This is a genomic window from Halomonas binhaiensis, assembly GCF_008329985.2.
Taxonomy (GTDB): Bacteria; Pseudomonadota; Gammaproteobacteria; order Pseudomonadales; family Halomonadaceae; genus Halomonas; species Halomonas binhaiensis.
Window position 1 is genome coordinate 3,483,634 of sequence record NZ_CP038437.2, and the last position, 26,181, is coordinate 3,509,814.

23 protein-coding genes are annotated in these 26,181 nt (G+C 57.2%); 12 read left to right on the forward strand and 11 right to left on the reverse strand.

Features of this window, described 5'->3' with window-relative positions; translation table 11 throughout:
- Positions 1-202 precede the first annotated feature (202 nt).
- Positions 203-751: a PRC-barrel domain containing protein gene (locus tag E4T21_RS15240; RefSeq protein ID WP_240349170.1), complete on the forward strand. Its 549-nt coding sequence runs from the start codon at positions 203-205 to the stop codon at positions 749-751.
- A gap of 284 nt (positions 752-1,035) precedes the next feature.
- Positions 1,036-2,145 (forward strand): PRC-barrel domain-containing protein, encoded by a 1,110-nt coding sequence (locus E4T21_RS15245; protein WP_187775010.1) that lies wholly within the window; start codon positions 1,036-1,038, stop codon positions 2,143-2,145.
- A 79-nt stretch (positions 2,146-2,224) separates the two neighbouring features.
- On the opposite strand, the gene E4T21_RS15250 is transcribed toward E4T21_RS15245, so the two are convergent.
- The 5 genes from E4T21_RS15250 to E4T21_RS15270 form a co-directional block, all read right to left on the reverse strand.
- Positions 2,225-3,034 (reverse strand): ABC transporter ATP-binding protein, encoded by an 810-nt coding sequence (locus E4T21_RS15250; protein WP_240349171.1) that lies wholly within the window; start codon positions 3,032-3,034, stop codon positions 2,225-2,227.
- 24 nt (positions 3,035-3,058) lie between these two features.
- Positions 3,059-4,189, reverse strand: coding sequence for a FecCD family ABC transporter permease (locus tag E4T21_RS15255; RefSeq protein ID WP_240349172.1), 1,131 nt, complete (start codon positions 4,187-4,189; stop codon positions 3,059-3,061).
- A gap of 100 nt (positions 4,190-4,289) precedes the next feature.
- Positions 4,290-5,291, reverse strand: a complete 1,002-nt coding sequence (locus E4T21_RS15260; RefSeq protein WP_187775011.1) for a FecCD family ABC transporter permease — start codon at positions 5,289-5,291, stop codon at positions 4,290-4,292.
- A gap of 27 nt (positions 5,292-5,318) precedes the next feature.
- A complete protein-coding gene (locus E4T21_RS15265; RefSeq protein ID WP_240349173.1) occupies positions 5,319-6,275 on the reverse strand; it encodes an ABC transporter substrate-binding protein in 957 nt (318 codons plus the stop codon).
- 169 nt (positions 6,276-6,444) lie between these two features.
- The gene (locus tag E4T21_RS15270) at positions 6,445-8,415 is read right to left on the reverse strand and encodes a ligand-gated channel protein (protein ID WP_149285869.1); all 1,971 of its coding nucleotides are present in this window, start codon (positions 8,413-8,415) and stop codon (positions 6,445-6,447) included.
- A 435-nt stretch (positions 8,416-8,850) separates the two neighbouring features.
- Here E4T21_RS15270 and E4T21_RS15275 point away from each other — a divergent pair, with 435 nt between their 5' ends.
- The 9 genes from E4T21_RS15275 to E4T21_RS15315 all read left to right on the forward strand — a co-directional run bounded on the left by E4T21_RS15275 (position 8,851) and on the right by E4T21_RS15315 (position 18,144).
- Positions 8,851-9,801 (forward strand): LysR family transcriptional regulator, encoded by a 951-nt coding sequence (locus E4T21_RS15275; RefSeq protein WP_149285870.1) that lies wholly within the window; start codon positions 8,851-8,853, stop codon positions 9,799-9,801.
- A 212-nt stretch (positions 9,802-10,013) separates the two neighbouring features.
- Positions 10,014-10,232, forward strand: coding sequence for a DUF1656 domain-containing protein (locus E4T21_RS15280; protein ID WP_149285871.1), 219 nt, complete (start codon positions 10,014-10,016; stop codon positions 10,230-10,232).
- On the forward strand, positions 10,233-11,111 hold the full coding sequence (locus E4T21_RS15285; protein WP_149285872.1) for an efflux RND transporter periplasmic adaptor subunit: 879 nt from the start codon (positions 10,233-10,235) through the stop codon (positions 11,109-11,111). It abuts the gene before it with no gap.
- 6 nt (positions 11,112-11,117) lie between these two features.
- Complete coding sequence (locus E4T21_RS15290) at positions 11,118-13,220, forward strand: FUSC family protein (protein ID WP_149285873.1); 2,103 nt, start codon at positions 11,118-11,120, stop codon at positions 13,218-13,220.
- Entirely contained in the window at positions 13,221-14,102 is an 882-nt protein-coding gene (locus tag E4T21_RS15295) for an AEC family transporter (RefSeq protein WP_149285874.1), read from the forward strand.
- Positions 14,103-14,191: 89 nt separating this feature from the next.
- Positions 14,192-15,355 carry a PQQ-dependent sugar dehydrogenase gene (locus tag E4T21_RS15300; RefSeq protein ID WP_149285875.1) on the forward strand — a complete coding sequence of 388 codons (1,164 nt, stop codon included), beginning with the start codon at positions 14,192-14,194 and terminating at the stop codon, positions 15,353-15,355.
- Between the two features lie 101 nt (positions 15,356-15,456).
- On the forward strand, positions 15,457-15,846 hold the full coding sequence (mntA, locus tag E4T21_RS15305) for a type VII toxin-antitoxin system MntA family adenylyltransferase antitoxin (RefSeq protein ID WP_240349174.1): 390 nt from the start codon (positions 15,457-15,459) through the stop codon (positions 15,844-15,846).
- Complete coding sequence (locus E4T21_RS15310; protein WP_149285877.1) at positions 15,836-16,276, forward strand: DUF86 domain-containing protein; 441 nt, start codon at positions 15,836-15,838, stop codon at positions 16,274-16,276. Before mntA ends, E4T21_RS15310 begins: the two co-directional genes overlap by 11 nt.
- A 200-nt stretch (positions 16,277-16,476) precedes the next feature.
- Positions 16,477-18,144 (forward strand): BCCT family transporter, encoded by a 1,668-nt coding sequence (locus E4T21_RS15315; protein ID WP_149285878.1) that lies wholly within the window; start codon positions 16,477-16,479, stop codon positions 18,142-18,144.
- Positions 18,145-18,250: 106 nt separating this feature from the next.
- Here E4T21_RS15315 and E4T21_RS15320 read toward each other — a convergent pair whose 3' ends face one another.
- The 4 genes from E4T21_RS15320 to E4T21_RS21495 all read right to left on the reverse strand — a co-directional run bounded on the left by E4T21_RS15320 (position 18,251) and on the right by E4T21_RS21495 (position 22,623).
- Positions 18,251-18,967 carry a 3'-5' exonuclease gene (locus E4T21_RS15320; RefSeq protein WP_149285879.1) on the reverse strand — a complete coding sequence of 239 codons (717 nt, stop codon included), beginning with the start codon at positions 18,965-18,967 and terminating at the stop codon, positions 18,251-18,253.
- Between the two features lie 10 nt (positions 18,968-18,977).
- The gene (locus tag E4T21_RS15325) at positions 18,978-20,873 is read right to left on the reverse strand and encodes a DUF294 nucleotidyltransferase-like domain-containing protein (RefSeq protein WP_149285880.1); all 1,896 of its coding nucleotides are present in this window, start codon (positions 20,871-20,873) and stop codon (positions 18,978-18,980) included.
- 256 nt (positions 20,874-21,129) lie between these two features.
- Positions 21,130-21,513 carry a DUF4168 domain-containing protein gene (locus E4T21_RS15330; protein WP_149285881.1) on the reverse strand — a complete coding sequence of 128 codons (384 nt, stop codon included), beginning with the start codon at positions 21,511-21,513 and terminating at the stop codon, positions 21,130-21,132.
- Positions 21,514-21,900: 387 nt separating this feature from the next.
- A complete protein-coding gene (locus E4T21_RS21495; RefSeq protein WP_240349175.1) occupies positions 21,901-22,623 on the reverse strand; it encodes a DUF4168 domain-containing protein in 723 nt (240 codons plus the stop codon).
- A gap of 497 nt (positions 22,624-23,120) precedes the next feature.
- On the opposite strand from E4T21_RS21495, the gene E4T21_RS15340 reads away from it, so the two are divergent.
- Entirely contained in the window at positions 23,121-24,023 is a 903-nt protein-coding gene (locus E4T21_RS15340) for a DMT family transporter (RefSeq protein WP_149285882.1), read from the forward strand.
- A gap of 105 nt (positions 24,024-24,128) precedes the next feature.
- Here E4T21_RS15340 and E4T21_RS15345 read toward each other — a convergent pair whose 3' ends face one another.
- The gene (locus E4T21_RS15345; protein ID WP_149285883.1) at positions 24,129-25,088 is read right to left on the reverse strand and encodes a cyclodeaminase; all 960 of its coding nucleotides are present in this window, start codon (positions 25,086-25,088) and stop codon (positions 24,129-24,131) included.
- A gap of 49 nt (positions 25,089-25,137) precedes the next feature.
- On the reverse strand, positions 25,138-26,151 hold the full coding sequence (gene eutB, locus E4T21_RS15350) for a hydroxyectoine utilization dehydratase EutB (protein WP_187775013.1): 1,014 nt from the start codon (positions 26,149-26,151) through the stop codon (positions 25,138-25,140).
- Positions 26,152-26,181: the final 30 nt, after the last annotated feature.

The window sequence follows — 26,181 nt, forward strand, 5'->3', positions numbered from 1 at the left end:
ATTCATGAACATGAAGATGTATGAATAGCACGCGTAGGTATTTATGCAGTGTTTCTATACGCCATGATATTGATCATAGACATGCATTCATCCCTGGCATCTCACTCATGATCGGCACCATGCTTTCCTTCGTGCACAATGCGCGCCACCAGCGATGTGCTACACCAACAATACATACGAATGACGCAAGAGGAACCAAGGAATGATGATCCACAAGGCCCCACTGACCCGCCTTATCTCAGCCATGATCATGGCAGGAGGCCTTAGTATTGCGTTTCAGACCCAGGCTGATGACAGCAACCAGGGGCTGTACTCTGCCAATGAACTGATCGATGCAAAGGTCTATACCAGTGACTCACAGGAAGAGCCGGTGGCTGAGGTCGAGGACATTCTGCTCGATAATGCCATGACGCTGCAGGCCATCGTTATCGCTCCAGATGAGTTGCTGCACCTGGACGAAAAGCAGTACGTCATCAACAAGGATAACTTCAGCGTCGACACTCTCGAAGGTGACAGCCTTTCAGACATCGAATATGTCGTATATCTCGGCATGGACAAGGCGGATATCAGCCATCAGCCTGAATATACTGAGACTTGGTGGAACCAATCACGGGAACGTGCCCAGGAAGCCTGGGACAAGACCGCCGAGGGGGCCAAGAGCGCTTGGGAAACGACTCGGGAAGCCACCTCTAGTGTGCTGAAATCCGCAGGCGAAGCCCTGCAAAATGCCGCCGACAAGGCAGCCAACTGAACCTCGATGACTTGTTCAAACTGCCCAGCTGACAAACTGGGCAGTATCCCTCGCCAAACCATGCCTCTCGCGGGTAATGCCAAGAACATGTCGGCCTATCACGGTATGTTCACAAGCTCCTTCAAGCACTCATGCATTAAACGGAAAGACGAGAAATTCCATACATTTATATAACAAATAGACACTAGACTATAACGAGCAACTATTATGGGCACATGCTCTCTCCTCCCGCACAATTCAATACGTCCCGCACGACTTACATGGATTGCATGAGGTACCAAGGAATGATGATCTCCAAGAAACCACTGGTTCACGCTATTTCTGCATTGGCCATGGCCGGTGGCCTGAGTCTCGGTGTTCAGGCACAGGCTGATGACAACACTGCCCAGAGCCTGGCCGATAAAGCCCGAGCACAGGCGGATGAGGCGACTCAAGTCCTGGCCGATAAAACTCAGGTGCTGAAAGACGAAGCGCAAACACAGCTCGATGAAGCCACCCAGGCACTGACTGGGGAAGCTCCATCGCAGGCCGAAGAAGCTGACACTACGGCAACCGAGGACACTGAAGCGACAGTGGCCGATGAAGCTGACACGGCGGCAGCCGAAGACACTGACGCCGCCATGGCCGAAGAGACTGACACTACAGCAGCCGAAGACTCCGACGCCGCCATGGCCGATGAAGCTGACACGGCGGCAGCCGAGAGCACTGACGCCGTCATGGCCGATGAAGCTGACACTGCAGCAACCGCGGACACTGACGCCGCGACGGCCGAAGATGCTGATACTGCAGCAACCGAAGACACTGACGCCGCCACGGCCGATGAAGCTGACGCTGCAGCAACTGAGGACACTGACACCGCCACAGCCGAAGATGCTGACACTGCAGCAGCCGAGGACACTGCGGCAACCGAGGATACTGAAACAGCAGTAGCCGATGAGAGTAACCAAGGGCTGTATTCCATCAATGAACTGATGGACGCCAAGGTCTATTCCACCGACTCTGCTGACAAGGACGTGGGCAAGGTCCAGGATGTTCTGCTAGACAACGATCTGACGCTGCAGGCAATCGTGATCGGGCCAAGTGGCTTGCTGAGCCTGGGCGAACCTCACTATGTGATCAACCGAGGTGACTTTAGTGTCGACACAAAGGATGGGGACAATCTTGATGACCTCGAGTATCAGGTCCACCTGAATCTGACCGAGGAAGAGATCAAGACTCAATCTGAATACACCAGCACCTGGTGGAACCAGTCACGGGAACATGCCCAGGGCGCCTGGGAAAAGACAGAGAAAAGCGCCAAGAGTGCTTGGGAATCCACCAAGGATGCCACCTCGGATGCACTGAAATCAGCCAGTGAAGCCCTGCAGAAAGCTGCCGACAAGGCAGCCAACTGAGTCTCGACTTGCCAACATTCATCGCCCGGTCAATTGGCCGGGCGATGTCGTGTGAGTCCGGGACCAGGCATGTAGCTCTTCAAGCCGTACCGACGATACGCCCCAGCCCCGCCAACAACGGCGTACCACATACTGGGTCGTGTACCAGAGTGCACTCCACATCATAGAGCTCACGCACCAGCTCGGGGGATACCACTTGCTTGGGACAGCCTTCGGCAATGACCTTTCCAGCGCGCATGGCCACCAGGTGATCAGCATAACGACAGGCACTGGAAAGGTCGTGTACCACCATGACGATGGTCCGCCCTTGTGCCACCAGTTCCCGCAGCAATTCAAAGACCTCCAGTTGATGACCAAGATCCAGTGCTGATGTCGGCTCATCAAGCAGGATAATCGGTGTCTGCTGGGCAATGGTCATGGCAATCCAGGCGCGCTGACGCTGCCCTCCGGACAAGGTATCCAGTGCACGCTCGGCCAGTTCATCGAGTCCGGCTGCTGCGATGGCACCACTCACTACGCGCTGATCCTCTTCGCTCCATTGGCGATACCAGGCTTGATGAGGCTGGCGACCAAAGCGAATCAGGTCTGCAACACTCAGTCCCTCTGGCGCCAGCGCCTCCTGTGGCAACAATGCCACTCGCCGGGCCAACTCCCGGGCCGGCAGGCGCTGAATCTCACGACCTTCGATAAGCACCTGCCCTGCTGTCGGAGCATGCAGGCGTGCCAGGCCCGCAAGCAGCGTCGACTTGCCACAGCCATTGGGTCCAACAATGGCGGTCAACTGCCCTCTGGGCAGCCTTAGGTCGAGAGCATCGATGACCGTTCGCGCTCCATGACTCAAGGCAAGATCGCGAGTTTCATAGGGCATCGTCGAGTCACCAGCCATCATTCTGTTTCCTGTATTGAAGTGTCATCATCGGCAACCTGCAGCGCAGCGCGACGATGGACGCACCAGTATCCATATCAGCCACGGCCCACCAATCACTGCCGTGACGATCCCCACTGGTAACTCCAGCGGAGCCAGCATGACTCGCCCCAGCAGGTCGGCCAGCACCATGACCAGAGCACCAGCCAGACAGGTCGCCACGATAGGGACTCGACGAGGCGAACTCAGGTGGCGGGCAATTTCCGGACCAATCAGCCCGACCATTCCCACCGGTCCTGCCACGGCGACAGCGAGTGCTGTCAGCATGACAGACGTGCCAAGCACCTGGGTGCGCCGCTGTCTGAGCGCCACGCCCAGGCCAGAGGCTACTGCATCGGAAAAGCGCATCAGGCTGAGAGAACGTGCCAGCCACAGAGACAGTGGAATACCCACGATCAGCCCCAACACCAGTATCCAGGTCGCGCCGGCCGGTCGGCTGTTGAGACTCCCTACCGTCCATGGGTAGGCCGCATTGGCCAGATCAACATCCGTACGCGACAGCATCAATTGGGTAATGGCAGCAAATACTGCCCCGACACCGATACCTGCAACGATGAAACGGTAGCCTCTCGCGCCGCCTCCCAGTGACAGGCCAAAGGTCAATGCGGCTGCTGTCGCCGCACCGGCAAGCGCCATGGCTGAAGGCGCAAGACTCAAGCCTGTTGCCACCACGGATGCCACTGCAAACGCTGTCGCACCGTTGTCGATACCGATGATGCCTGGCGTCGCCAGGCGATTACGTGCCAGGGTCTGCATCAGGCACCCCGCCAGGGCGAAAGCAGCGCCGGTGGCAATGGCAGCTGCCAGGCGAGGCAAGCGCAACTGGCCGACCACGAACTCCGCCATGGCATTACCTTCCCCACTCATCACCTGCCATAGCTCTCCAGGGGTAACCTGCAAGCTGCCGACGCATAGATAAGCCACACAGGTCAGCAGCAGCGCGATACCCAGGCCACAGGCAGCGGCCATGCTGCGACGTTCGATCAGGACACTCATCTCGCCAATGCGAATCAGCCAGGCACCTGAAGGCACTTTCACGGCTGAAGAGGAAGCGACAGTTATCCTCTCCACTCCCTTTGCTAGCGTTTTTATTTTCTCTTCTTCCATATCGGAAGCCATGACAGGCTCTGCGACTTGAGCACTTGAAAATTGAGCACTTGAAGATTGAGCACCTGAGGATTGAGTACGTAAGGACATGCTGGTGTTCACAGAGAAATGTTCATAGGGTCGGTAGTCGCCGCGCCCGCACGACCGCAATCAATACCGGTGCTCCGCATATGGCGGTAAGTACGCCAATAGGCAGCTCGGAAGGCGCCACCAGCACTCGCGACAGTACATCTGCGCTGAGTACCAGCAACGGTCCCAGCGGCAAGCACAGCCATAACGTACGACGCAGTTCCGGTCCGCCCAGAGCCCGAGCAACGAACGGTACCACCAACCCCACGAAGACAATGGGACCGGCTACCGCCGTGGCACCACCAACCAACAAGGCCACAATCAATATCGCCAGCAGGCGCAATCTTCCTGGATGATGGCCGAGCCCCGCACTGGCCCGCTCTCCCAGAGTCAGGCTGGCCATGGGCCGGACCAGCATGAGCAGGACCAGGGCCGCGATGCACAGGCTAGGCAATACCGCCGCCAGGTCGTCCAGGCGGCGACCGGACAGGCTGCCAACCACCCAGAAGCGAATCTCGTCGGCAGTACGACGGTCCATCATCAACAGCAACGATGTCACCGCTGACAACAAGGCATAAAACGCGGCACCTGCCAGTACCAGGCGCACCGGGTCACTCCCCAGCCCACGTACGCGCGCGACACCCAGCACACATAGGCAACCCAGCAAGGCTCCGAGTTGGGCGACACCGATGCGCAGCTCCAGCATGCTCACCCCCAGCGATAATGCGATCGCCACCGCCAAGGCACTACCTGCACTCACCCCAAGCAGACCGGGTTCAGCGAGAGGGTTACGTGAAACCACTTGCAGCAATGCTCCCGACACCCCCAGCGCCGCGCCAACGACGATGCCGACCAGAGTCCGCGGCAGACGCAGCTCCCAGACCATGAAACGGCCATCAACATCCTGGCCGCCAGCCAGGACCGACAAGGAACGCAGAATGCCGACATCGCCTGCACCAATGACCAGGCTCAGCAGGATCGCGACCAGCAGCAATACGACCGCCGCCCACATTGGGCGGCGGATATCACAGACCGACGTACTCATAATATCGTGCTCATAACATCGCACTCATCACGGCTGAGAAGCGCCTTCGATTGCGCTGGCAATGTCATCGAGCACTGCCTGGGCCGCCATGGGCCCGGAAGCGCTGGTCCACAATTGACCATCCACAGGCACCACCCGGTCATTCTCGACCACGCTCAGGCGTCTAAAAGCGTCGCTTTCCTTGGCCGTTGCCAACGCTTGTTCACCATCCTCATTGAGCGTGGCAAGGAAAAGCCAATCGCCGTCGATCTGTGACAGGGCCTCGAGACTCAGTGGATCACTATGCGGGCGCCCCTGTTTGACCAGCCCTTCATCACTGACATCAAAGCCAGCGGCACTGAGCAGACCGGTCGAGAACAGCCGCGTCGACATCACCAACGGGCCTCGTGGCATCCAGCGCACCAGGTGAGTACCTGTCGGCCCGGCCGCCGCGACCTTGTCTTGCAGCTCCGCGGCCCGTTCATCCACCGCAGTGATTGCCTCTTCAACCTTGTCGCGCTGGCCCAGGGCATCGCCGAACAATCGCGCTTCCCCTTTCCAGGCATCCGGAGCTAGACCCTGGGTGTTCGGCACCACCGTCGGCGCCAGTTGGGACAGCAATTCGTACTGTTCCCTGGGCAAGCGCGAAGAGGCCAGGATCAGATCCGGCTGCAGGGCAACGATCTGCTCGATATTGAGTTCAGACACCAGCCCCACGATGTGAATATCCGGCACTTCATCTTGCAGGTAGTTGGCAACACTTTGCCCGCCGCGCGTGGCCACGGCACCGAGAGGTGTGACACCTGCGACAAGTGCTGTATCCAGTGCGCCTTCATACAAGGTCACGACACGTTCCGGGTCATCGTTGACCTCGACCTCGCCATAGGCGGTATCGAGAGTACGGGCCTGAACGTTCAGAGACAGGCCCAAAGCCACAAGTGAGGCGCTCAACAGGCCAAGGGTCTTGCCCCCAGCGCCAACGGAAAGACGGCGTGCAATCATCATGAATGACATCCTTTCAACCCGGCATCCGTTTGGGACACCGGCAGAAGATAATAATGAGTCGTACTAACAAAAGCCTTAACTTCTCGTCACGCAATGTCGAACAAATCGTTCGACATTGCGTGAAAAACAGCCCGGAGAACATGAATGGGCCGAGTACTTCCGGGTTACCCTAGAAAGCCACATTCAACCCCAACCAATAACGCCGTCCATCATCGACATAGCCATACTCGTCATAGGTGATGTCTTCGTCGAACAGGTTATAGATGCCGACCTTGACCTGGGCGTTGTTGGTCAGTTGGTAGCCAACGCCGGTATCGACGAAGGTGTAGGAAGGTGCCGTAATAGTGCTGGATGACGGTCCCGTGGTCGGGTTGCTTTCCTTGCCGCGATAGGTGACCCGTGTCCACTGGGAAAGCCTGTCATTGACGTCCCAGTCCAGCGTCGCCGAAATCTGGTGCTTGGGCAGTTGCGTCAAGGGTTCGCCTTTGTATTCACCGCTTTTCTGCTCAGAGTCGGTATAGGTGTAGCTGGCACCCAGCTCCAGGGACTCTCCAATCGGAGAAGACAGAGACAACTCGATGCCCTGGGTCACGGCTTCATCGACGTTGATACGTGTGGTCGGGTCGGAACCGAAGCTGTTGGGGCCTCCGGGACAGATGGACGCCGGACAGGCAACACGGGTGATCTTGTCTTCGAAGTCGTTATGGAACAGCGTGGCACTGGCAGAGAAGCCATTGGCGGCGTTATACAGTAGCCCCAGTTCCTTGTTCAACGAGGTCTCCGGCTCGAGATCCGGGTTGCCATAGACATCGCCACCCCGACTGGTCTGCCCCCAGCCCGGCGTGATTTCGCGCAGGCTCGGTGCCCGATAACCCGTGGATACACCTCCCTTCAGTGTCCAGGTCGGCGTCATATGCCAGATGCTGTAGAGACGCGGGCTGACCTGACTGCCATAGTTCTCGTCATCATCCACCCTTACACCACCAGTGACCGACCAGTCATCGGTCAACCACCACTCGTCCTCTGCGAAGAGCGCCAGGCTGCTGTTGCGAATACGATCCTGATCCGACAACTGGTTGGACGTGCTGTCATTCAGCTCTTCTTCTTCGAAGCTGGCCCCGATCGTGACCATGTGATCACCCAGCGGCATCACCAGGCTGCTCTTGGCTGTGGTATTGCTGATCTGCATGTCCCGGGACTTGTTGTCGGCCTCTTCCCTTTGGATGAAAGTTTCGCTGGTACCGATCGCCCAGTGCCCCGTGTGGCTCAGAGCCACATGCTCATAAGTAAATTCATTGAAGCTGTCGGTGCAGCCGCCACGACATCCTTCTGATGGTGCCGACTTGCCCATCAGTGACTCACGCTCTTCGGACGTCTTGCCTGCTTCCAGGGAAAAGTCATGCTTGGCGTTCGGCGTCAGGGTCAGGCGTGCGGTCAGGCTGCCGAGGTCCTTGTCTTCGTAGCCATTGGTGATGTCATCTTCATCACGATGGAAAGCACGCCCGTAGACAGTCAGGCCCAGCAGGTTCTCGATCACCGGTCCGGAAGCGTAGAAATTGGCTTGATGGCTATTGCCCGAAGCACTGTCTTCCTGCACTACGGTGTCAAGCTGCAGATTGCCACTCCACTGCTTGTCGACCTTGCGGGTGATGACATTGATCACCCCCCCTATGGCATCAGAGCCATACAACGTCGACATGGGGCCACGCACGACCTCGATACGCTCGATGGCCTGCAACGGGGGCAGCCAGTCCTGTTCAAAGCCCGCACTGCCGTTGGGGCGGGATTCACGGGTACTCATGGGACGGCCATCGACCAGGATCAGGGTGTATTGAGACGGCATGCCACGCATGCTGATATCCGTCCCGCCATCACCACCTCCCCCACCGGTTATGATGACACCAGGAACATCACGCAGGGCATCGGTGATATCGGTATAAAAGCGCTTCTCGATATCTTCCCGAGTGATCACACTGATCGATGCTGGCGCGTCGATGATCTGCTGATCGAAACCGGAAGCGGTCACGACCATGTCTTCAAGTTCCTGGGCTTCCTGAGCCAGGGAAGGTGTCACGACAGAAGCACCTGCCATCGACAGTAATGCTCCTTTGGCCCAGGGGAGAGGCGATAAACGCGACATGAGGTAATGATCTCCTTGCGAGGGAATAGTGCTCCACGCCTGCGACTTCTGACGGTCGCTGGGATAGTTTACGAGGAGCAATTACAAATACTAATATTTCTCATTAGCATTGTTACTAAAAAGTTCCCTCATGTCCTTGTACGTAGCGTTGCGTATCTCGCAACACGTCCAGTCATCCTCCAGAGAGGGAATACTGTCCAGAGAGGGAATACTGTCTAGAAAGGAATACCGTCGTGGCGTATGACAGTGGAGCGTGGTGTCTGACAGTGGAAATAGGCGGATGAAAACAGGGTTAGGGAAATGGCATTGAGGATAAGTCGATAAGATTGGGGCAAATTCATCAGAACGCTAATCATTAACATGCGCAAATGTTATACTTGCTCTCTCCCATTCATTGCTCCCAGCACATGACGATGCCACAGGAGGCCTTGGCTCATGCCTGATCTCAATGCTCTGCATGCCTTCAATCGCGTGATGGAAACAGGCAGTCTGACGCAGAGTGCTGCTGAACTGGGGCTGGCCAAGTCCACGCTGAGCCGGCGTATCAGCCAGCTCGAAGCCGGCCTTGGACAGCCACTGCTCAAGCGTCAGGCCAACCAGCTTCTGCCGACCGAGGCTGGTAGACGCTACTACGCCATCAGCCGTCAGATTCTCGACCTTGCCCAGCGTGGCCAGCGTGATCTGGACTCACTGCGTGAAGAAGTCAGCGGAGATATTGTCGTCGAGGCCCACAGGACACTCACCCGGGCCTGGCTAGGACGTGCCATGGAAGATTTCCTGGAACAGCATCCAGGTATCCGCATCACCCTGCGCACTGGGGAAAAACCCGCCCAGGATCCTGAATTTCCGGGCGTCTGTGTATGGCTGGGCAAGATTCCCGAGTCAGGGTTGCGACACGAAGAAATCGGCAGCCTGAAACTTGGCATCTATGCCCATCCCGACTACCTGGCGCAACATGGTGCCCCCCGGGAACCAGCAGACCTGGCCCGACATTCCTGGGTCGACCTGATGGGCGCCACTCATGGCGGTATCAACCTCTACCATGTGGATGGCCGCCAGGAGCACTTCCAGCCGCCCAGCTCGCGTTTTCGCGTCGACCAACCTGCACTGCATATCGACGCCATTGCCAGAGGCCGTGGACTGGGATTGCTGCCCTGCTGGCAGGTTGCTGCACGCAATGTCGCTCACCCCGGGCAATTGGAGCGTTGCCTGGCAGACTGGTCACCAAACGCCCTGCCGGTGACATTGATCTACGGCTTTGGTCATCACCCGCGCAAGATCAGTGCCCTGCTCTCGCATCTACGCCAGGCCCGCCCCGCCGCCTGGGCAGCTTCGGCCAATCACCGCACTCCAAAGAAGAACGCTGCACAGCAAGAAAGCGCCTGACCAGCGGCGCTATGGCAGCATCAAAGCACCAAGCATTCCTGGCAGTTGGTCGAAAGTAGCGAAGGCAGGCCACATCCGCTTGAACCTGCATATCGATCATGCAAAAGCGAAAGTGATGAATCGTGTCTAGTGATATGGGAAAGCGTAATTTGCTACCCTATCAGGTATATCCCTCGAATTCTTTCCAATGCCCAGGGACCTGCGGAGGTGGCATGGCGCTAAAGGAATACGCGCTTGGTGGCATCTATTACAGCCCCTTGCTGCTCTATGCACTGGTGGGGCTCACCGCCACCATCATCATCCGTTTTCTCGTCCATCGCCTGCTCGGCTCCCGACGTCTGTGGTATCAGGCCTGGGTGGATGCTTCCTTGTTTGTCCTGTGCACCGCTGCTACCGCCTGGTTTGGTGCCACTGCTACTGGAGCCGCCTGAATGCGCCAAGCCTTTCGCCTGATCATCACCCTGCTGATTGTCGCCGCAGCCGTTGCCGCCGGCATGTGGTTATGGCGCTACTACCTCTATTCCCCCTGGACGCGGGATGCCCGTGTCGGTGCCGATGTCATCACCATTGCCCCGGATGTATCCGGTTGGGTATTGGATCTTCCTATTACGGACAATCAGGAAGTGCAGGCTGGAGATCTTCTGTTCCGCATTGATCCAGCACGCTATGAAGCCGCAGTGGACAAGGCCAAGGCCATCGTCAACCAACGTTCGGCACAGTTGGAATTAGCACAACATGAAGCATCCCGGCGCCAACGCTTGAGCAATCGAGCGATCAGCGTGGAAGACCGGGAAACCGCCACGATCGACAGCCATGTTGCAGCAGCCTCACTGGAGGAAGCCCAGAGTGACCTGACCAGCGCTCAGCTTGATTTGTCACGCGTGGAAGTCAGGGCCCCTGCGGATGGTAACCTGCTCAACCTGCAACTGGTCCAGGGGAATTACGTCACCCGAGGCACCCCGGTCATGGCCCTGGTGCGCAAGGACTCTTTCTATGTCACAGCCTATTTCGAAGAGACCAAGCGTCCGGCCTTCAAGCAGGGCGATCCCGCCAAGGTGATCCTGATGAGTGGCAATATCGAACTCGATGGTCATGTCGAAAGCATCGGCTACGGCATCGCCAACGATAACACCACCCCCAACAATCAATTGTTGCCCCAGGTTCAGCCGACGTTCAGTTGGGTACGATTGGCACAACGTATTCCAGTGCGCATCGCTCTAGACGAATTTCCCAAGAGCATTGACCTGAGCGCGGGCATGACAGCGACGGTACGCGTCGAGCCCACCACTGAACAAGCAGAGACAGAGTAAGCCCGTATGTCCATATGGTGGCAGGCTTATGTGACGCCTCCTTCCAGTGCGGTCAAGTTCGCCATCAAGGCAACCCTGGCCATGCTGCTGGCATTGTTCATTGCCCTGGCATGTGATCTGGAACGCCCCTATTGGGCACTGATCTCTGCAGCCTTCCTGCAAACCCGGCCCATGACCGGCATGGTGTTCGAAAAGGGTCTGAGCCAGCTGGTGGGTACCGTGGTAGGTTGCCTGGCTGGCATCGCGATCATGGCATTCTTCGTCCAGGCCCCCTTTCCTGCCCTGGCCAGCCTTACGCTCTGGATCATGCTGTGTACTTATGCCGCCAGCCTGACTCGCAACAATGCCTCTTATGGCTGCATCATTGCTGCGGTGACCGCCATGCTGATCGTGATCATCACGGCCGGTGCGCCGGGCCAACTGTTCGATGTCGCCGTGGCACGCCTGACCGAACTATCACTGGGGGCATTGTGCGCCACGCTGGTCAGTTCATTGCTATGGCCCATACAGGTACGTGACCACTTGACCGGGCTGGCCAATGAAGTCGTCAACAATGCCTTTCTCCATGGCAGTCTGCGATTGGAAAACAGCGAGGATATCGCCGAGATCCAACGTACCCTGAACGCCAGCCTGACGCCTCTCAACCAACTGGAATCGGACAGCCAGTCGGCTCGCTACGAAGGCCCCGAAGGCAGTGGCCGTATTCGTGCCAGCCACGTGCTGACCCAGCGCACAGTACGCCTGCTAGCCATTCTGAGAGTTCTGCAACAATTGCTGCGTGCCTATGGCGAACACTTGTCGGCACCTACTCGGGCGTTGGTCGATGACATCGCCGATGGATTGCGTCAAAGCGCCGAACACAAAGGGACCGCACAAGCCCGTGAGCGTCTACAGGACTTGCGACACAGAGCTCTAAGATGCATTGAATGGGAAGCCAAGGCTGCCAGCGACTCACCTCAGAATGACATCCCCCGTCGTATGACGCTGGGTCTTCGCGAAGCTCTGGGGCATGCGCTCGTGATCCTCGATGCCAGGGAAGCGATTCATACCCCTGGTGACCGCAAGCTGCGTGCCCCCGCCCTGGCCTGGCATCGTGACCATCTTGAAGCATTGCTCAACGCCTGCCGATCAGGGCTGATATTTGCCCTGATTGCCACGTTCTGGGTTCAGACCAATTGGGACAATGGCCAGACGGCCATGATGCTCGGCACATTATTCTCTGCCATGTTCGCCACCCGGGACAATTCCGTGGTGGTCGCCAGCATGTTCCTCAAGGGCATACTGGTGGCCATCCCCAGTGCCTTTATCTTCGGCCATGTGCTGCTGTCTTCTGCGCATGGATTTCCCATGTTGGCTCTGGCCGTGATGCCACCTCTGTTTCTTGGACTACTGGGCTCGGGCACTCCTCAATTGGCCGGCTACTGCCTGGCCTTCACCATTGGCAATATCCTGTTGACCATGCCTGGCAATGGCATGGACCTCACCTTCGATACCTTTGCCAACCGGGCCATTGCCGTACTGATAGGCATTGGTACAGTAGTGATGGCCTTTCGCCTGCTGCCTGGCTTTCCTGCAGGTTTCCGCAAGCACAGGCTGGTCAAGGCCACGGTGAATGACCTGCGTGCATTGAAAGACCTGAGCCCTCATGAAGCCGAATCGCGCTTCGGTGGGGCCATGGCCGATCGTATGCTGCGCCTGGCGCGTCATGACGACCTCATGCCGGAAAACCGCCGTTATCTGTTCAGCCTCGGCCTGACAGCACTTGATCTCGGCTATGGTGCCCTCAATCTTCGGCGGCGCCTGGACAGTGCCTCGGCTGCGACCATCAAGGAGGCACGCGCCTTCATTCAAGCATTGGCCGATGACTACCAGGCCAGTGTACGTGGCCTGCCTCCCAGCACCTCTCTCGAACAAGGCAAGCATCTATGCTCGACGATGGAGGATGACCCCCGTATCGCTGTGGATCAGCGCCATCTGATCCACGGCCTGGTCGCACGCCTGCATCTGTCCCTGGAATGGCAATCCGAGCGTTCACGCAATGCTCTCGGCCTGACTCAGGCGCCTGAGCCGGAAACCGTTACCCCGCCCTCATCACAGGAGAGCCACTGAATGCTCGCGGAACTCTTTGCCGTCATGGCCCCCGTCATCACCGGTGCCGGACTGGGCTTCATATGGGTTCGACGAGGCATGGACTACCCAGTGGCCTTCGTTACCCGGCTGGTGTTCAACATTGGTACTCCATCTCTAGTCATTGCCTCCCTTTCCTCGGCCGAGATCGATGCGTCCAGTTTTGGTCGAACCATGCTAGCCACGGCATTGGTGTTGACCTGCATGGGCGGCGTAGCCTTTCTGTTGGCCAAGGTATTGCGCAAGGACTGGCGGGTACTGCTGGCCCCCACCATGTACCCCAACACGGGCAACATGGGTCTACCCGTCGTGCTATATGCCTTTGGTCAGGCCGGATTTGCCTATGGCATCACCGTGATGGTGACGGTCTCACTGTTTCAGTTCACTCTGGGGACCATCCTGGCCAGCAGTGGCAATCCACTGAAGTCCCTGGCCAAGACACCTACGATGTATGCCATCGTCATTGCCCTGGTGCTACTGCTCACTGACACCGACCTGCCGCTCTGGTTGGCCAACAGTGTCGATCTGATTTCCGGCTTCACCGTGCCATTGATGCTGATTACTCTGGGCGTGTCCCTGGCCAGTATTCAGGTCAAGAGCCTGAGATCAGGCGTAGGTTTCAGTCTGGTGCGCCTGCCTCTCGTGGTGGCTGTCGCCTGGGGGATTGGCACTTGGCTTGAACTACCGACTCTGGCACTGTCGGTATTGATATTGCAGATGAGCATGCCAGTCGCCGTGTTCAATTATCTGTTCGCCCAGAAAGCCAAGCGTGAGCCAGCCTATGTCGCCAGCCTGGTATTCTGCTCCACGCTGCTATCACTGCTGTATCTACCGGCGCTGCTCGCATTCCTGATGCAACTTTGATGACATCGTTGCTGAACATCCAGTTTTGAAGATGGCTCTGATGATATCGCTCTGGTGATATAGCCCCTGTCCACCTCCGGGAGGCAACCATGTCGCTATCGCATGAATTCCAGCACAAGGTACTGGTACCGCATACATGGCTGATACTGGCCCTGTTCCTGGCTGCGCCAACTGCCCAGGCCCAGTTGGCTCTTGGTAGCGTCCAGACTCGAGACTTGTCCTTGCAACTGGAGGTGGTGGCCGATGAGCTCTCCTATCCCTGGTCTATGACCTTCCTTCCTGACGGTCGTCTGTTGGTCAGTGAACGCTCCGGTGCTCTGGTTCTGGTAGATCAGGGCAAGGTGAGCCGGCTTGATGGCATGCCAGAGGTCTCTGCGGTCGCTCAAGGAGGCTTGTTCGACCTCACCCTTCACCCCCAATTCGGGGATGGTGAGCATGACTGGCTGTACTTCAGTTGGGCGCAACCTGCCGACACGGACGATAGACGATACGACGCGACAACCCTGTCGAGGGTCTGGTTCGATGGCACTCGTCTTGGGCGCATGGAGCATCTGTTCATGCAGAACAAGCCAGCCACCCCCGGAAAGCACTACGGAGGGCGCGTGGTATGGCTGGAGGATGGCACATTGATATTATCCGTCGGTGAACGTGGTGATCCGCCACGCTCTCAGGATCCCGGCGACCATGCTGGCAGCCTGATCCATCTGGATGAGCAGGGCAGGCCTCAGTCCACTTCTGCATTGCCCGATGCAGCCCCGGGGATGTACTCCATGGGGCATCGTAATCCTCAGGGGCTGGCCTTGGCGCCCGATGGTATCTTGTGGTCATCCGAACATGGGCCACGTACCGGTGACGAACTCAACCACATCGTTGCTGGAGAGAATTATGGCTGGCCTGAAGTGACCCTGGGGCGGGACTACGCCACCAACCAACCCATTGGACGCGAAAGCGCCCCCGGCATGCGTGATCCTGTACATGTCTTCGAAGGTCGCTTCGCCCCTTCCGGACTGGCCGTCGTGACCAGCGAACAGTTTCCACAGTGGCAAGGAGACCTGCTTGCGGGGGGGCTTCGCAGCGAACGTCTGGTGCGCCTCCAGGTGAGCGAAGGCCGTGTCATTGAACACGAAGTGATACTTGATGCCGAGGTCGGCCGTATCCGAGATGTACGTCAGGGTCCAGATGGCGCGATTTACCTGCTGACCGATGCCGATCCGGGAAGACTATTGCGTCTGCGGCCCGAAACATCACCCTAGGTACTCGTGATAAGAGACCTGGATATCGGCTTCAGTTGCCAGTTACCCCGTCAGTACCGACAATGCCATATAATCAAGTTTCCTTGGTGAAGGAGGTGGGTGTGAGCGACCAACCACTTGCAGCACTAAAACGAGTACTGGCCAAAGAGCCGCAACTCGATTTCGCTGTACTGATTGGCAGTCAAGCAACCAATCAAGCACGCCCTGGCAGCGATTGGGATATTGCTGTCCAATGGCACTCCTCTCCTCCCGTCCTGGCACAACTGGCTCGCCAGGAAACACTTCGCCGCCACCTTGCTACCGCCATTGAAGTAGATGACACCCAGCTCGACCTCATCGACTTGCAACGTGCCAATCTCGCCATGCGGGCTGCAGTAGCCGAAGAAGGTATCCCGCTCAAAGGAGAAGATGAATTGCCTTGGATGCGTTTTCTGACGCGAACTTGGAGAGACCTTGAGCACTGGTACCTGGAGCAGGAATATGCGTCTTGATCTCTATCTGGCCGAGACTCGTCAATTAGCGGCTCATCAGAGTACGATTCTGGACCAGGCCGCTGATCGCCTCCGCAACGAAGCAACGCTCTCTGAACTGGAACAGAATGGTGTGCTGCATGCTCTCCAGGTATTAACCGAGAACGCCATTGGCAAAGCCAAACACACGCTCAAGGCTCTCGGCCAACCAGTACCCGTTTCCGCCTACGATGCCTTTGCAACACTGGCCAGGCATCGACAGATCAACACATCAGACCTTGATGCCTGGAACGCGGCCATAGGTCTGCGCAATCGAATCGTGCATGATGATATCAACCCCATCGTTCAGGACTGCCTCAATCTGGATATGACGATTGTGCTGGACCTCGTCAGGCAGCAGCAATATCACTTTATTCGTGACTATCTGATGGCGCCACCCGACCTGTGCTGATATTTCCCTGGCGCGCAGACCGCTTGTCACCCATGTTACCCTTTAGTAGCGAAAGCTGAATCGAGCAGTGAAAGCAGAACCGTGGGTTGGCTTTCACTGCTCGAATCTCTTGTCTTCGTTGACCATTCAACGAGGCATTTCCCGTGGGGCTTGCCACACTGGAAGAAACAAAGACTCAAACAATGCAAGGGAGTAACTCAATGGAAAAGCACGCGCCCGATGAGTCCGGCACGGCGCCGGGCACCAGCGAGGGTGTCCCGGCCCCGGAAGGACCTGCCAACCTGATTGACACGGATTACGTCATTGGTCAGGACAATATCACCACCCGCACTTTAGGGGTGAATGTTGACCTGCACGGCAAGGTTTTCACCATATCGTCTCTGGTAATTCTCGTCTTCGTCATCCTGTCACTCGCCCTGCAACAGCAGGTTGGTTCTTTATTCGGCGGTGTACGTGACTGGCTGACGACACACCTGACCTGGGTGTTCCTGCTAGGCGGCAATGTCTTCGTGCTGGTTTGCCTGGGATTGATCGTCTCACCGCTGGGCAAGGTCCGTATTGGTGGCGCCCACTCAAAGCCTGATTTCAGCTATAGCGGCTGGTTCGCCATGCTGTTCGCGGCCGGCATGGGTATTGGCCTGATGTTCTACGGCGTATCAGAGCCGATGACTCACTTTTCCACCTCGCTCGCCGGTACTACCGTAGAAGGTGGAGTTCGTACCGACTGGGCCCCGCTAGGCGGTGCGGCGGGTGATGAGTCGGCAGCAATATCTCTGGGCATGGCGGCGACCATCTTTCACTGGGGCCTGCACCCTTGGGCAACCTATGCCATCGTAGGCCTGTCCCTGGCCATCTTTGCCTTCAACAAGGGCTTGCCGCTGACCATGCGTTCGGTGTTCTACCCGATCCTCGGTGAGCGTGTCTGGGGCTGGCCGGGTCATGTCATCGATATCCTTGCCGTTTTTGCCACCCTGTTTGGCCTGGCCACATCCCTCGGCCTGGGTGCCTCACAGGCAACAGCAGGCTTGAATTATCTGTTCGATACCCCCGCTACCAATACCACCATGGTATTGCTGATCTGCGGTATTACTGCAGTCGCCCTGCTCTCCGTGGTTGCCGGGGTGGACAAGGGCGTGAGACGTCTGTCCGAGATCAATATGGTGCTGGCCTTCCTGCTGCTGGCCTTCGTCATCGCCGTAGGCCCGACACTGGCTATTGCTACTGGCTTCTTCGACAATCTGTTCAGCTATGTGAAGGATCTCCCGGCTCTCTCCAATCCCTTCGGCCGAGAAGATGCCAACTTCAGCCAAGGCTGGACCGCCTTCTACTGGGCCTGGTGGGTCTCCTGGTCACCTTTCGTGGGTATGTTCATCGCCCGGGTCAGCCGTGGCCGCACCGTGCGTGAATTCCTCATCGCCGTACTGCTGATTCCTACACTGGTGTCAGTACTGTGGATGACCGCTTTCGGCGGCACCGCTATCAATCAGGTCGTCACCGATGGCTTCGAGGGCGTGCAAAACGCGGCGCTGGAGCTGCAGCTGTTCACCATGCTGGGTCAGCTTCCGCTGACGACCATCACCTCCTTCATCGGTATCGTGCTGGTCATCGTGTTCTTCATCACCTCATCGGATTCCGGTTCGCTGGTGATTGACTCCATCACGGCTGGAGGCAAGGTTGACGCTCCGAAACCACAGCGTGTCTTCTGGGCCATCATCGAGGGTGCCATCGCCATCGCCTTGCTCCTCGGCGGCGGCCTGGATGCCCTGCAAGCCGCTGCGGTATCTACCGGCTTCCCCTTCATCCTGCTTCTCATGGTGGCCTGCTATACCGTCATCAAGGGGCTGATGAGCGAGCCAAAATCGGTGTGACACTCAAAGGCTGCAAGTCAGCCGACAAGAGAGCGCTACACTCATACGAAAACCTCCGCGGACACCCCGCGGAGGTTTTTCTTTCAGCAAGCCTTTACTTCATGGCTCAACTCCACAGCATGCTGATCGGAGTATCAGGAGAGTAATGACCAGCAATCTGAGCTTGCAGCAATTCGGCAGTGGCCAGGGAATCTACCACGGCATGATGGCCATGGTAGTGCGGTAGCCCGTAGCGCAGCCTGCTGTCATGCAGTCGAATGGAGGCTGGCGGACGACCGATCCAGCGCTTGAAACGCGCCACCAGGGACTGGCGATGAATGCGTGCTTCCAGCGACATGGTATCGATCACCGGGAAGCTCAGTTCCTCACCCCAGGTAGAGCGGGCCGCCACGTCGAGGAAAGGCCGTTCAATTCGACGGTAATGCACCACCGGAAGATGCCCGGTCATGATCTCGAGCACCTCTGGCATCACCTCTTCTATGCGTGGAGCGCCTTGTATATCCGCATGGGTGATGTGATGCAGCGTCACCGAAGCAGGTTCAAGCACGCGATGAGGGCGTACCACCCAGTAGCGACGCTTTGGCAAGTGAATGCGCGACAGTGAAAACGGCACCAGACCAATGGAAACAATCTCTGCCTTGCGGGGATCTAGCCCTGTCGTTTCCAGGTCAAGCGCCATCAACGGTGCCTCGCTGATCAGCAGGTCTGGTGAAAGATCGGCACCTGCAAAGAAATCCGCCAGAATGGCATGTTCAGTTGATTCACGCCGACAGGCGAGATACTCATGCCAGTCGGGTACTTTCCGGGAACGCTGCAAACGCATCAGTTCTACCTTACCTGGTCATGGGGTAACGGAACTTGAGGAATTTCTGCGCATTACTCAACGTCTGGAAAGCGTCCTTGAGATGATGGCGTTCCTCACTGGTGACATTCTCCGGTTCGATGTTGTTATCTGGTTCCTGCTCATTCTCGAGATCGATGACCTGATGGCGGATCCGCGACATGGACAGAAACTCCATGGCATAACGCAGTTGATCACTGACGCCCGAAGCCAGTAACTGGGTACGATCGATATCATCAAGGCGTTCAAAGCTGTTCTGGGCACGAGAACCACAAGCCAGGGCATGCACACGAATAAGGTCTACCATCGGCGCCGTACCTCGGCGCTTGAGATTGATCGAATTATTGTGCTTGCCATCCTTTTCCATCACAAAAGTGCGGAAGAAGCCCAATGGTGGCTTACGCCCCAAGGCATTGCGCGCCATGGCAGCAAGAAAGCGCGGGTGTTGTGGTGCCATGCTGGACACCAGGTCCTGCAGCGCTTCAACCAGTGAGTCCTCGCCTTGCACGGGGTCCAGATCAAAGAAGATAGAGCTGTGCAGCAACCCCTCCGCCGAGGGCTGCTCGATCCATTCACTGAAATAGCGCTTCCATACGGAAAGGGGCTGCCGCCAACGTGGGTTGGTGGCCATGATGTCGCCTTTGCAGTAGGCATAACCACAAGCCGCCAGGCCATCGCTCACACGCCGGGCCATCAACATGAAATAGTCATCATGAAGCGCTGGGTCGAAGTCGTCGGACAACACCAGGGCATTGTCCTGATCAGTGACGACTGTCTGCTCATTGCGCGCAATGGACCCGAGAGCCATGAAACAGTAGGCCACCGGGGGAGGTCCTAGCTCCTCTTCGGCCAGTTCGAGCAGGCGGCGCATGAAACTGCGGCCAATGGCCGACAGCGCCATACCGATCATATGGGAGTCGGCACCATCATGAACCATGCGAATTACCGCGGTATGGACATCTGGAGCCAGTTGGGCCAAGGACTCGATGCTGGTCTGATGGAAGATGCTGTTGACCAGATACAGGCTGCTTTGCGTCTCGTGACGAACGACGTCAGAGAGATGCAGCATACCTACCGGAGAACGACGCTGCATCACCGGCAAATGGTGGATGTTGTTGCTCAACATGCACAACATGGCTTCCTGCACCGACTCATCCGACTGAATCGCAATAAGCTTGCGCTCGACAATTTCGCTCACAGCCGTATCCGGCGATAAGCCTTCAGCAACGACACGGGTACGGAAATCGCTGTCGGTGAGAATGCCGACCACCTGCCACAGCTTTCCCTCGTCATCTTCGACGGTATAGCGCGGCCTGTCTCCCGGCTCATCAAGTACCAGTACCGCCGATCCTTGAGCATCACTTATCTGGCATGCAGCCTGCTGCACCGAGGCACTGGCCTTCACCATCAGTGGTGCAAAAGTCACCAGCTTGCGTACCCGCGTCGCCAACATGTCATTTTCACGCTTGCGGCTTTCCACGGCGCTCTCCAGCCGCGGACGATCCACTTCAACAAAGTCGGCGAAGTCTTCATCCAGATCACACAGACGATGAAACATCGCTTCGGGAATGAAGTAGACCAGGGTGTCTTCCATGGCCTTGGCAGGAAAACGCACCCGATGATTTCGCATCAGTCCAAAATGGCCAAAGATATCGCCCTCGCCCAGACGGTCATACAATCCACCGTTGCGCCGAGTGACTTCTACGGCGCCACTACGGATATAACCGAACTCATGGTTCTCTGCATCGAGTTCAAGAATCTGGGTGCCTGCCTTGAAATAGCTGACCTGAACCTGGGCGGCCACCTCGTCAAGAAGCGCTTCCGGAAGCCCCTCGAAAGGAGGGAAACGTCCCAGATGCTGACTGATCTCCAGCAACTCCGCTTGCATGCTCATCCTTCCTGCTCTGCTTTACCCCAAAGTCTGGGGGGCGATCGACAGGCTGTAAAGCAGTTCTCTACATGCCGCTCTTACCGGCAAACAGGCATAGAAAACCCCGTGAGCACTCTGCTCACGGGGTCTTTTGCAGTTCACATGAGGCCTTAGTCACATAAGGACAGTCACATAAGGCCTTGTGACATCAGAGCGCCACATCTATCTCGAGGAGAGTATCCCGAAGAAAGAGGCTCCCTGATCCGGGCCTCGCTTACTCTGTAGAAGCGGCCATTTCCTGAACTCGCTTCATCATCTCAGGATCCTGCTGGATAGCCTGACCGATGGAGTTGAAGGTATCCACTTCCAGACCACTCTGCTGGACTGCTTCAACCATCTTCTGGTTGGCTTCGACACGCACATCCTGCTGAGCTTCCTGACCTTCGGCTTCTTGCAGGCGCTGGGTGTAGTCCTGCGAGATCGCAGAAATATCTTGAGAAGCATCAGCAAACTTCTGCAGATCCTCATCGGCAAAGTTCTGGGCCTGCGCTGCCGCTGGGGCATCAGCTGGTGCGGATGCATCCTGAGCATGAGCAGTGGCGCTCATCAGGCCCGCAGACAGCAGAGCAGCAGTGATCAGTGAAGTCAGTCGTTGCATGAAATCCTCCAATGGATTCGTTTCAGGTTCATCAATCGCTCGTCCTATGAGACGACGACTTCTGCCCTAGGTTCCAAACGTCATGTCACAAAACTCAAAAAGTGGCCTTGAATTGCGACTTTCATGGAGTGTGCCACATGACCATAGGCAAAGATGTTGATACATGGCAATCGAGCTATGTACACCCGCTGGCACCGCCGGCGGGGCATGGCCTCAGGAATGGAACTTGAAAGGCTTCCTGAGGATAGCTTTCGGGGTAGAACTTCAAATAGTACTGGAAGCTAGCACTTGAAATGGTACCGATGGCACCGGAGATGGTCCTGGAGACAATGATCGCGGAAACTCAAGCGATACAGCTCATGAGTCTCCAGGACAAGGCGGTGATGATCAGCGCTGAACCATTGACTGCACACGCTGCAGCAGCTCAGGGTCCTGCTGCACGGCCATGCCGATGGAATTGAAGGTATTTACATCCAAACCACTGCTCTGTACCGCTTCAGAAATCTTCTGGTTGGCTTCAACCTGCAGGGCCTGCTGGGCCTCGACATCCGTTTCAGCCTGTAGCTGCTGAGAGTAGTCCTGGGTAATGCCAGCAACTTCACTGGAGGCATCGGCAAACTTCTGCAGATCCTCATCGCTGAAATCCTGGGTTGCTGCAGCATCAACGCCTGCAGAAGTGCTGGCGCCAGCAGCCATATCACTGCTGTTCATAGAACCTTCCATGGATGTGCCTGCACCCGCTTCAGTCGTGCTGCTGGTACCCATGGCCGCATCAGTGCCGGACTCGACCGCGGAGCTTACACCATCAACGGCACTGGAACCCGCATCCATGGCAGCATCGGCACCGGACTCCACTGTCGAGCCTACACTGTCGACGGCGCTGGAACCTGCATCCATTGCCGCATCAGCACCGGACTGCAGTGCACTGCCCACCCCACCTTGGGTGGATGCGCCAGCACTGGTTTGCGCAGAGACATCCGCACCACCGGCGCTTGTCCCGACACCGACATCAGCAGAAGTATCACTGCCGATTTCCAGAGCGTTAGCAGTCGTACTTGCCAAAGCAGCGGACAGCAGAGTAGCAGAAATTACTGTCGTCAATCGTTGCATATCAACCTCCAGGGAATCGTTATCTCGGCAATGTGTTCGTCAATCGCTCGCATAGTGTGACGTCATGTTTTTACCAAGGGTTCCCAACTTTCGTGTTACCAAGTGCAAGCAGGGTGCCTCCAAATGGCGACACTTCACTTATCATTTTTCCCTGTCAATTCCATCACATGGAAACGTGATGCACTAAAAATGGGCGCTATCCCGACCATCTCTTTTCCTTCAATGAGAAAGCCAAATATATGCAGTACAGACAAAGTCTGTACTCACTGCCCATCCATGGAGAACGCTTCACAGTGTGCATGGAGGTAACGAAAGCCTGCCGGTCCCGGACAGATAAGCCGTATAGAAAGTATGACTTTTCTCTTGGCAGCCAAGGGTTGGGCGCGCCATCATAGGCATCCTGATCCCTATCGGTTCACGGATGATAAAGCACGACTTTCATGGCTCAGGAACGATCATGACCAAGGAAAACTCATGACCAAGGAACAGGAACGCTCATGACACAGGAGCACCGCCCCCCATTTCTGCTGGGCGCGATGCCCATTCTCTTCGTTCTGCTATGGAGCACCGGGTTCATCGGGGCAAAGTTCGGCCTTCCTTATGCAGAGCCTTTCACCTTTCTTGCTCTGCGTGTACTGGCCACCATCGCCATTCTAGTGCCCATGGTATTACTGATGCGCATGAAATGGCCCCAAGGCCCGCACCTGTGGGGACATGTCGCTGTCTCCGGCTGCCTGGTGCATGGTGCCTATCTGGGAGGGGTGTTCTATGGCATTTACCTTGGAATGCCTGCCGGCCTGGCATCACTTCTAGTGGGATTGCAGCCATTGGTCACTGCCGCTCTGGCGGGACCGCTACTGAATGAGCGCCTGTCAATATTGCAGTGGTCTGGACTGGTGCTCGGGCTGATGGGCGTCGTCCTGGTGTTGGGTGGCAAGATGGATCTTACGGCCCTTTCCTTCCATGACTTTGGCTGGCCAGCACTGGCCTGTGTCATGGTCGCCCTGGCAGGCATCACCCTAGGTACGCTATATCAGAAGCGCTACTGCACAGGTATGCCCTTGCTCGGAGGCACCATCGTGCAGTATCTCGGAGCGCTGGTCGTATTTGGACTCGGCAGTCTGTTGTTTGAGTCCCGCGAGATCACCTGGTCAACGACCTTTGTCCTTACCCTGGCCTGGTTGGTCCTCGTGCTTTCCATCGCTGCCATCGTTCTGCTGATGCTGCTGATCAAGAGCGGAGAAGCCTCTCGGGTGGCCAGTCTTTTCTATCTCGTTCCTCCTGTCACCGCTCTGGAAGCCTGGTGGTTGTTCGATGAAAGTCTGCCACTCGCATCCCTCGCTGGCATGGCCCTCACGGTGATCGGCGTCGCCTTGACCGCCAAGGGAGCCCGGCGCTGATTCATCCACCGCCCTCGCCAGAGGTGAGGGCGGTGGGAACTGCAAGGATCGGAAGGCAGGAAAAGTGTCGTAAGGTAAGGAAAGCGCGGAAGGTCAGAAAAGGGCTCACTGTCCTGCAAGTCTCTCCAGGGCGAACCCTGCAATGGCGGTATCCTGCACGCCGGTACCTGTCAGATCGCAGACCGTGATGTCGCTTTCCGAGCTTCTCACCTGCTCGCCCCGAGCAATCAACGCACCCAACTCATGCACCACGAATGGCACGTCACTCTTGCCTGTCGCTGTCACGAAGGCCTTTAGCTCACCGTTATGCTCACTCTGGGCTCGAGTGTCACAGACGAAGGCATCGGCCATGAGCATGACGCTTTCGTGCAGCTCGCGCTTGTCTGGTGCATCGGACCCCATGGCAGTGACGTGGACGCCTTCTGGAAGATCATCGGCATTCAGAATGGGACTCTGGGATGGCGTGGTGGTAACGATAATATCCGCATGGCGGCAGGCATCTGCCACACTTCCGTGAACATGGACCTCGAGCCCCTGATCACGCATCGTTATGGCATAGTCTTGTGCGGCTGACTCACGCCGAGCCCATACATCTACCACCTGGATATCACGTACCAGACGCAGCGCCTCAATCTGCTTGACGGCCTGCTCTCCAGCACCGAGCACCGCAACCCGCCGGCTGTTCTCCCGGGACAGGTGCTTTGCCGAAATGGCGCCCGCCAGCGCCGTACGCACCATCGTCAAGTAGCCTTCATCAAACAGTACGGCATCCACCAGGCCAGTCTTGGCTGAAAACACCATCATCAATCCATTGAGGCTGGGCAGACCGAGCTTGGGGTTATCGAAAAAGCCGGGGCTGACCTTGATGGCAAAGCGCGAGTTGCCACGAATATGAGCCGTCTTGACGTCCACCTCACCATTGGACTCTTCAATGGCCATGGACAGGATCGGAGGTTGCACCACGTCGCCACGGCCGAGGGCGGCAAAGCCCTGCTCCACCGCATTCAGGGCATCCAGGTCGATGCTTACTGCTGCGGCAATCTGCTCACGTTGATAGAGCTGCATAGATGTCTCCCTGCATAGATACAGGCTATTGGACTATCAGTCTGCCGAGCTAGCGTTTGGCGAGCTGTCGAGCCTGGTCCAAGGTCTCCAATGAAACGCCATTACCGGACAGTACCAGCGCAACCTTCTGGCCCTTGATGTCGATCTGATGTTCTTCCAAGGCTGCCAGCCCAACTACTGCAGCACCTTCGACAAGCATTTTCTCTTGCTCCAGCATGTCGATCATGGCGTTGGCAATGGCGCTTTCTGACACCTGGAAATGATCGTCCATGACATCGCGTACCAGGGCAAAGGTACAACGGTTATCCAGGCCAATGCCGCCGCCCAGGGAATCACCCAGACTTTCGACTTCTTCCACTGCCACCGGGTGCCCTGCCGTGAGGCTTTCGAACATGGCCGCGCCGGCAGACAGGCTGACGCCGGTAACGTTCAACTGGGGGCGAATCGCCTTCAGCGCCGCGCCGGTCCCCCCCAGCAGCCCACCACCGGACAGTCCTAGAATGACACGGTCCAGGTCAGGCTGATCTTCCAGCAATTCCAGACCGATAGTGCCCTGCCCGGACGCAATCAGAGGGTCGTCGAATGGGGGGATCAGTGTCATGCCTTCTTCTTTCACCAGGCGCCTGGCTTCCTCGAAAGCATCATCCTGACTCTGACCAATTCTCGTGACAGTCGCCCCCAGGGCCTCGATAGCAGCCACCTTGTTGGCAGGCACCAGTGTGGAAAGACAGATTACTGCCGGGACTCCAAGGCGCGAAGCAGCATAGGCTACGGCCCGGCCATGATTACCGGTGGATGCGGTGGTCACCCCTTTGGCCAGAGCGTCGTGACCATGACGCTCGATCAATGCTGCAATCATGTTGGTCACGCCACGCAACTTGAAAGCCCCGGTCGGCTGGAGGTTCTCCAGCTTGAGGTACACCTCGGCAGCAAAGCGTTCCGACAAGGCGCGCGAGTGCCACAAGGGGGTCCGTGACACCTGGCCCTTTATACGTGCTCGAGCATGGTATATCTCATCGAGCGTCACTCCGTGAGCCGCATCATGAATAGAAGCATGGGGCATGATGTTCTCCTTGCTGCCACCTGACTCAGT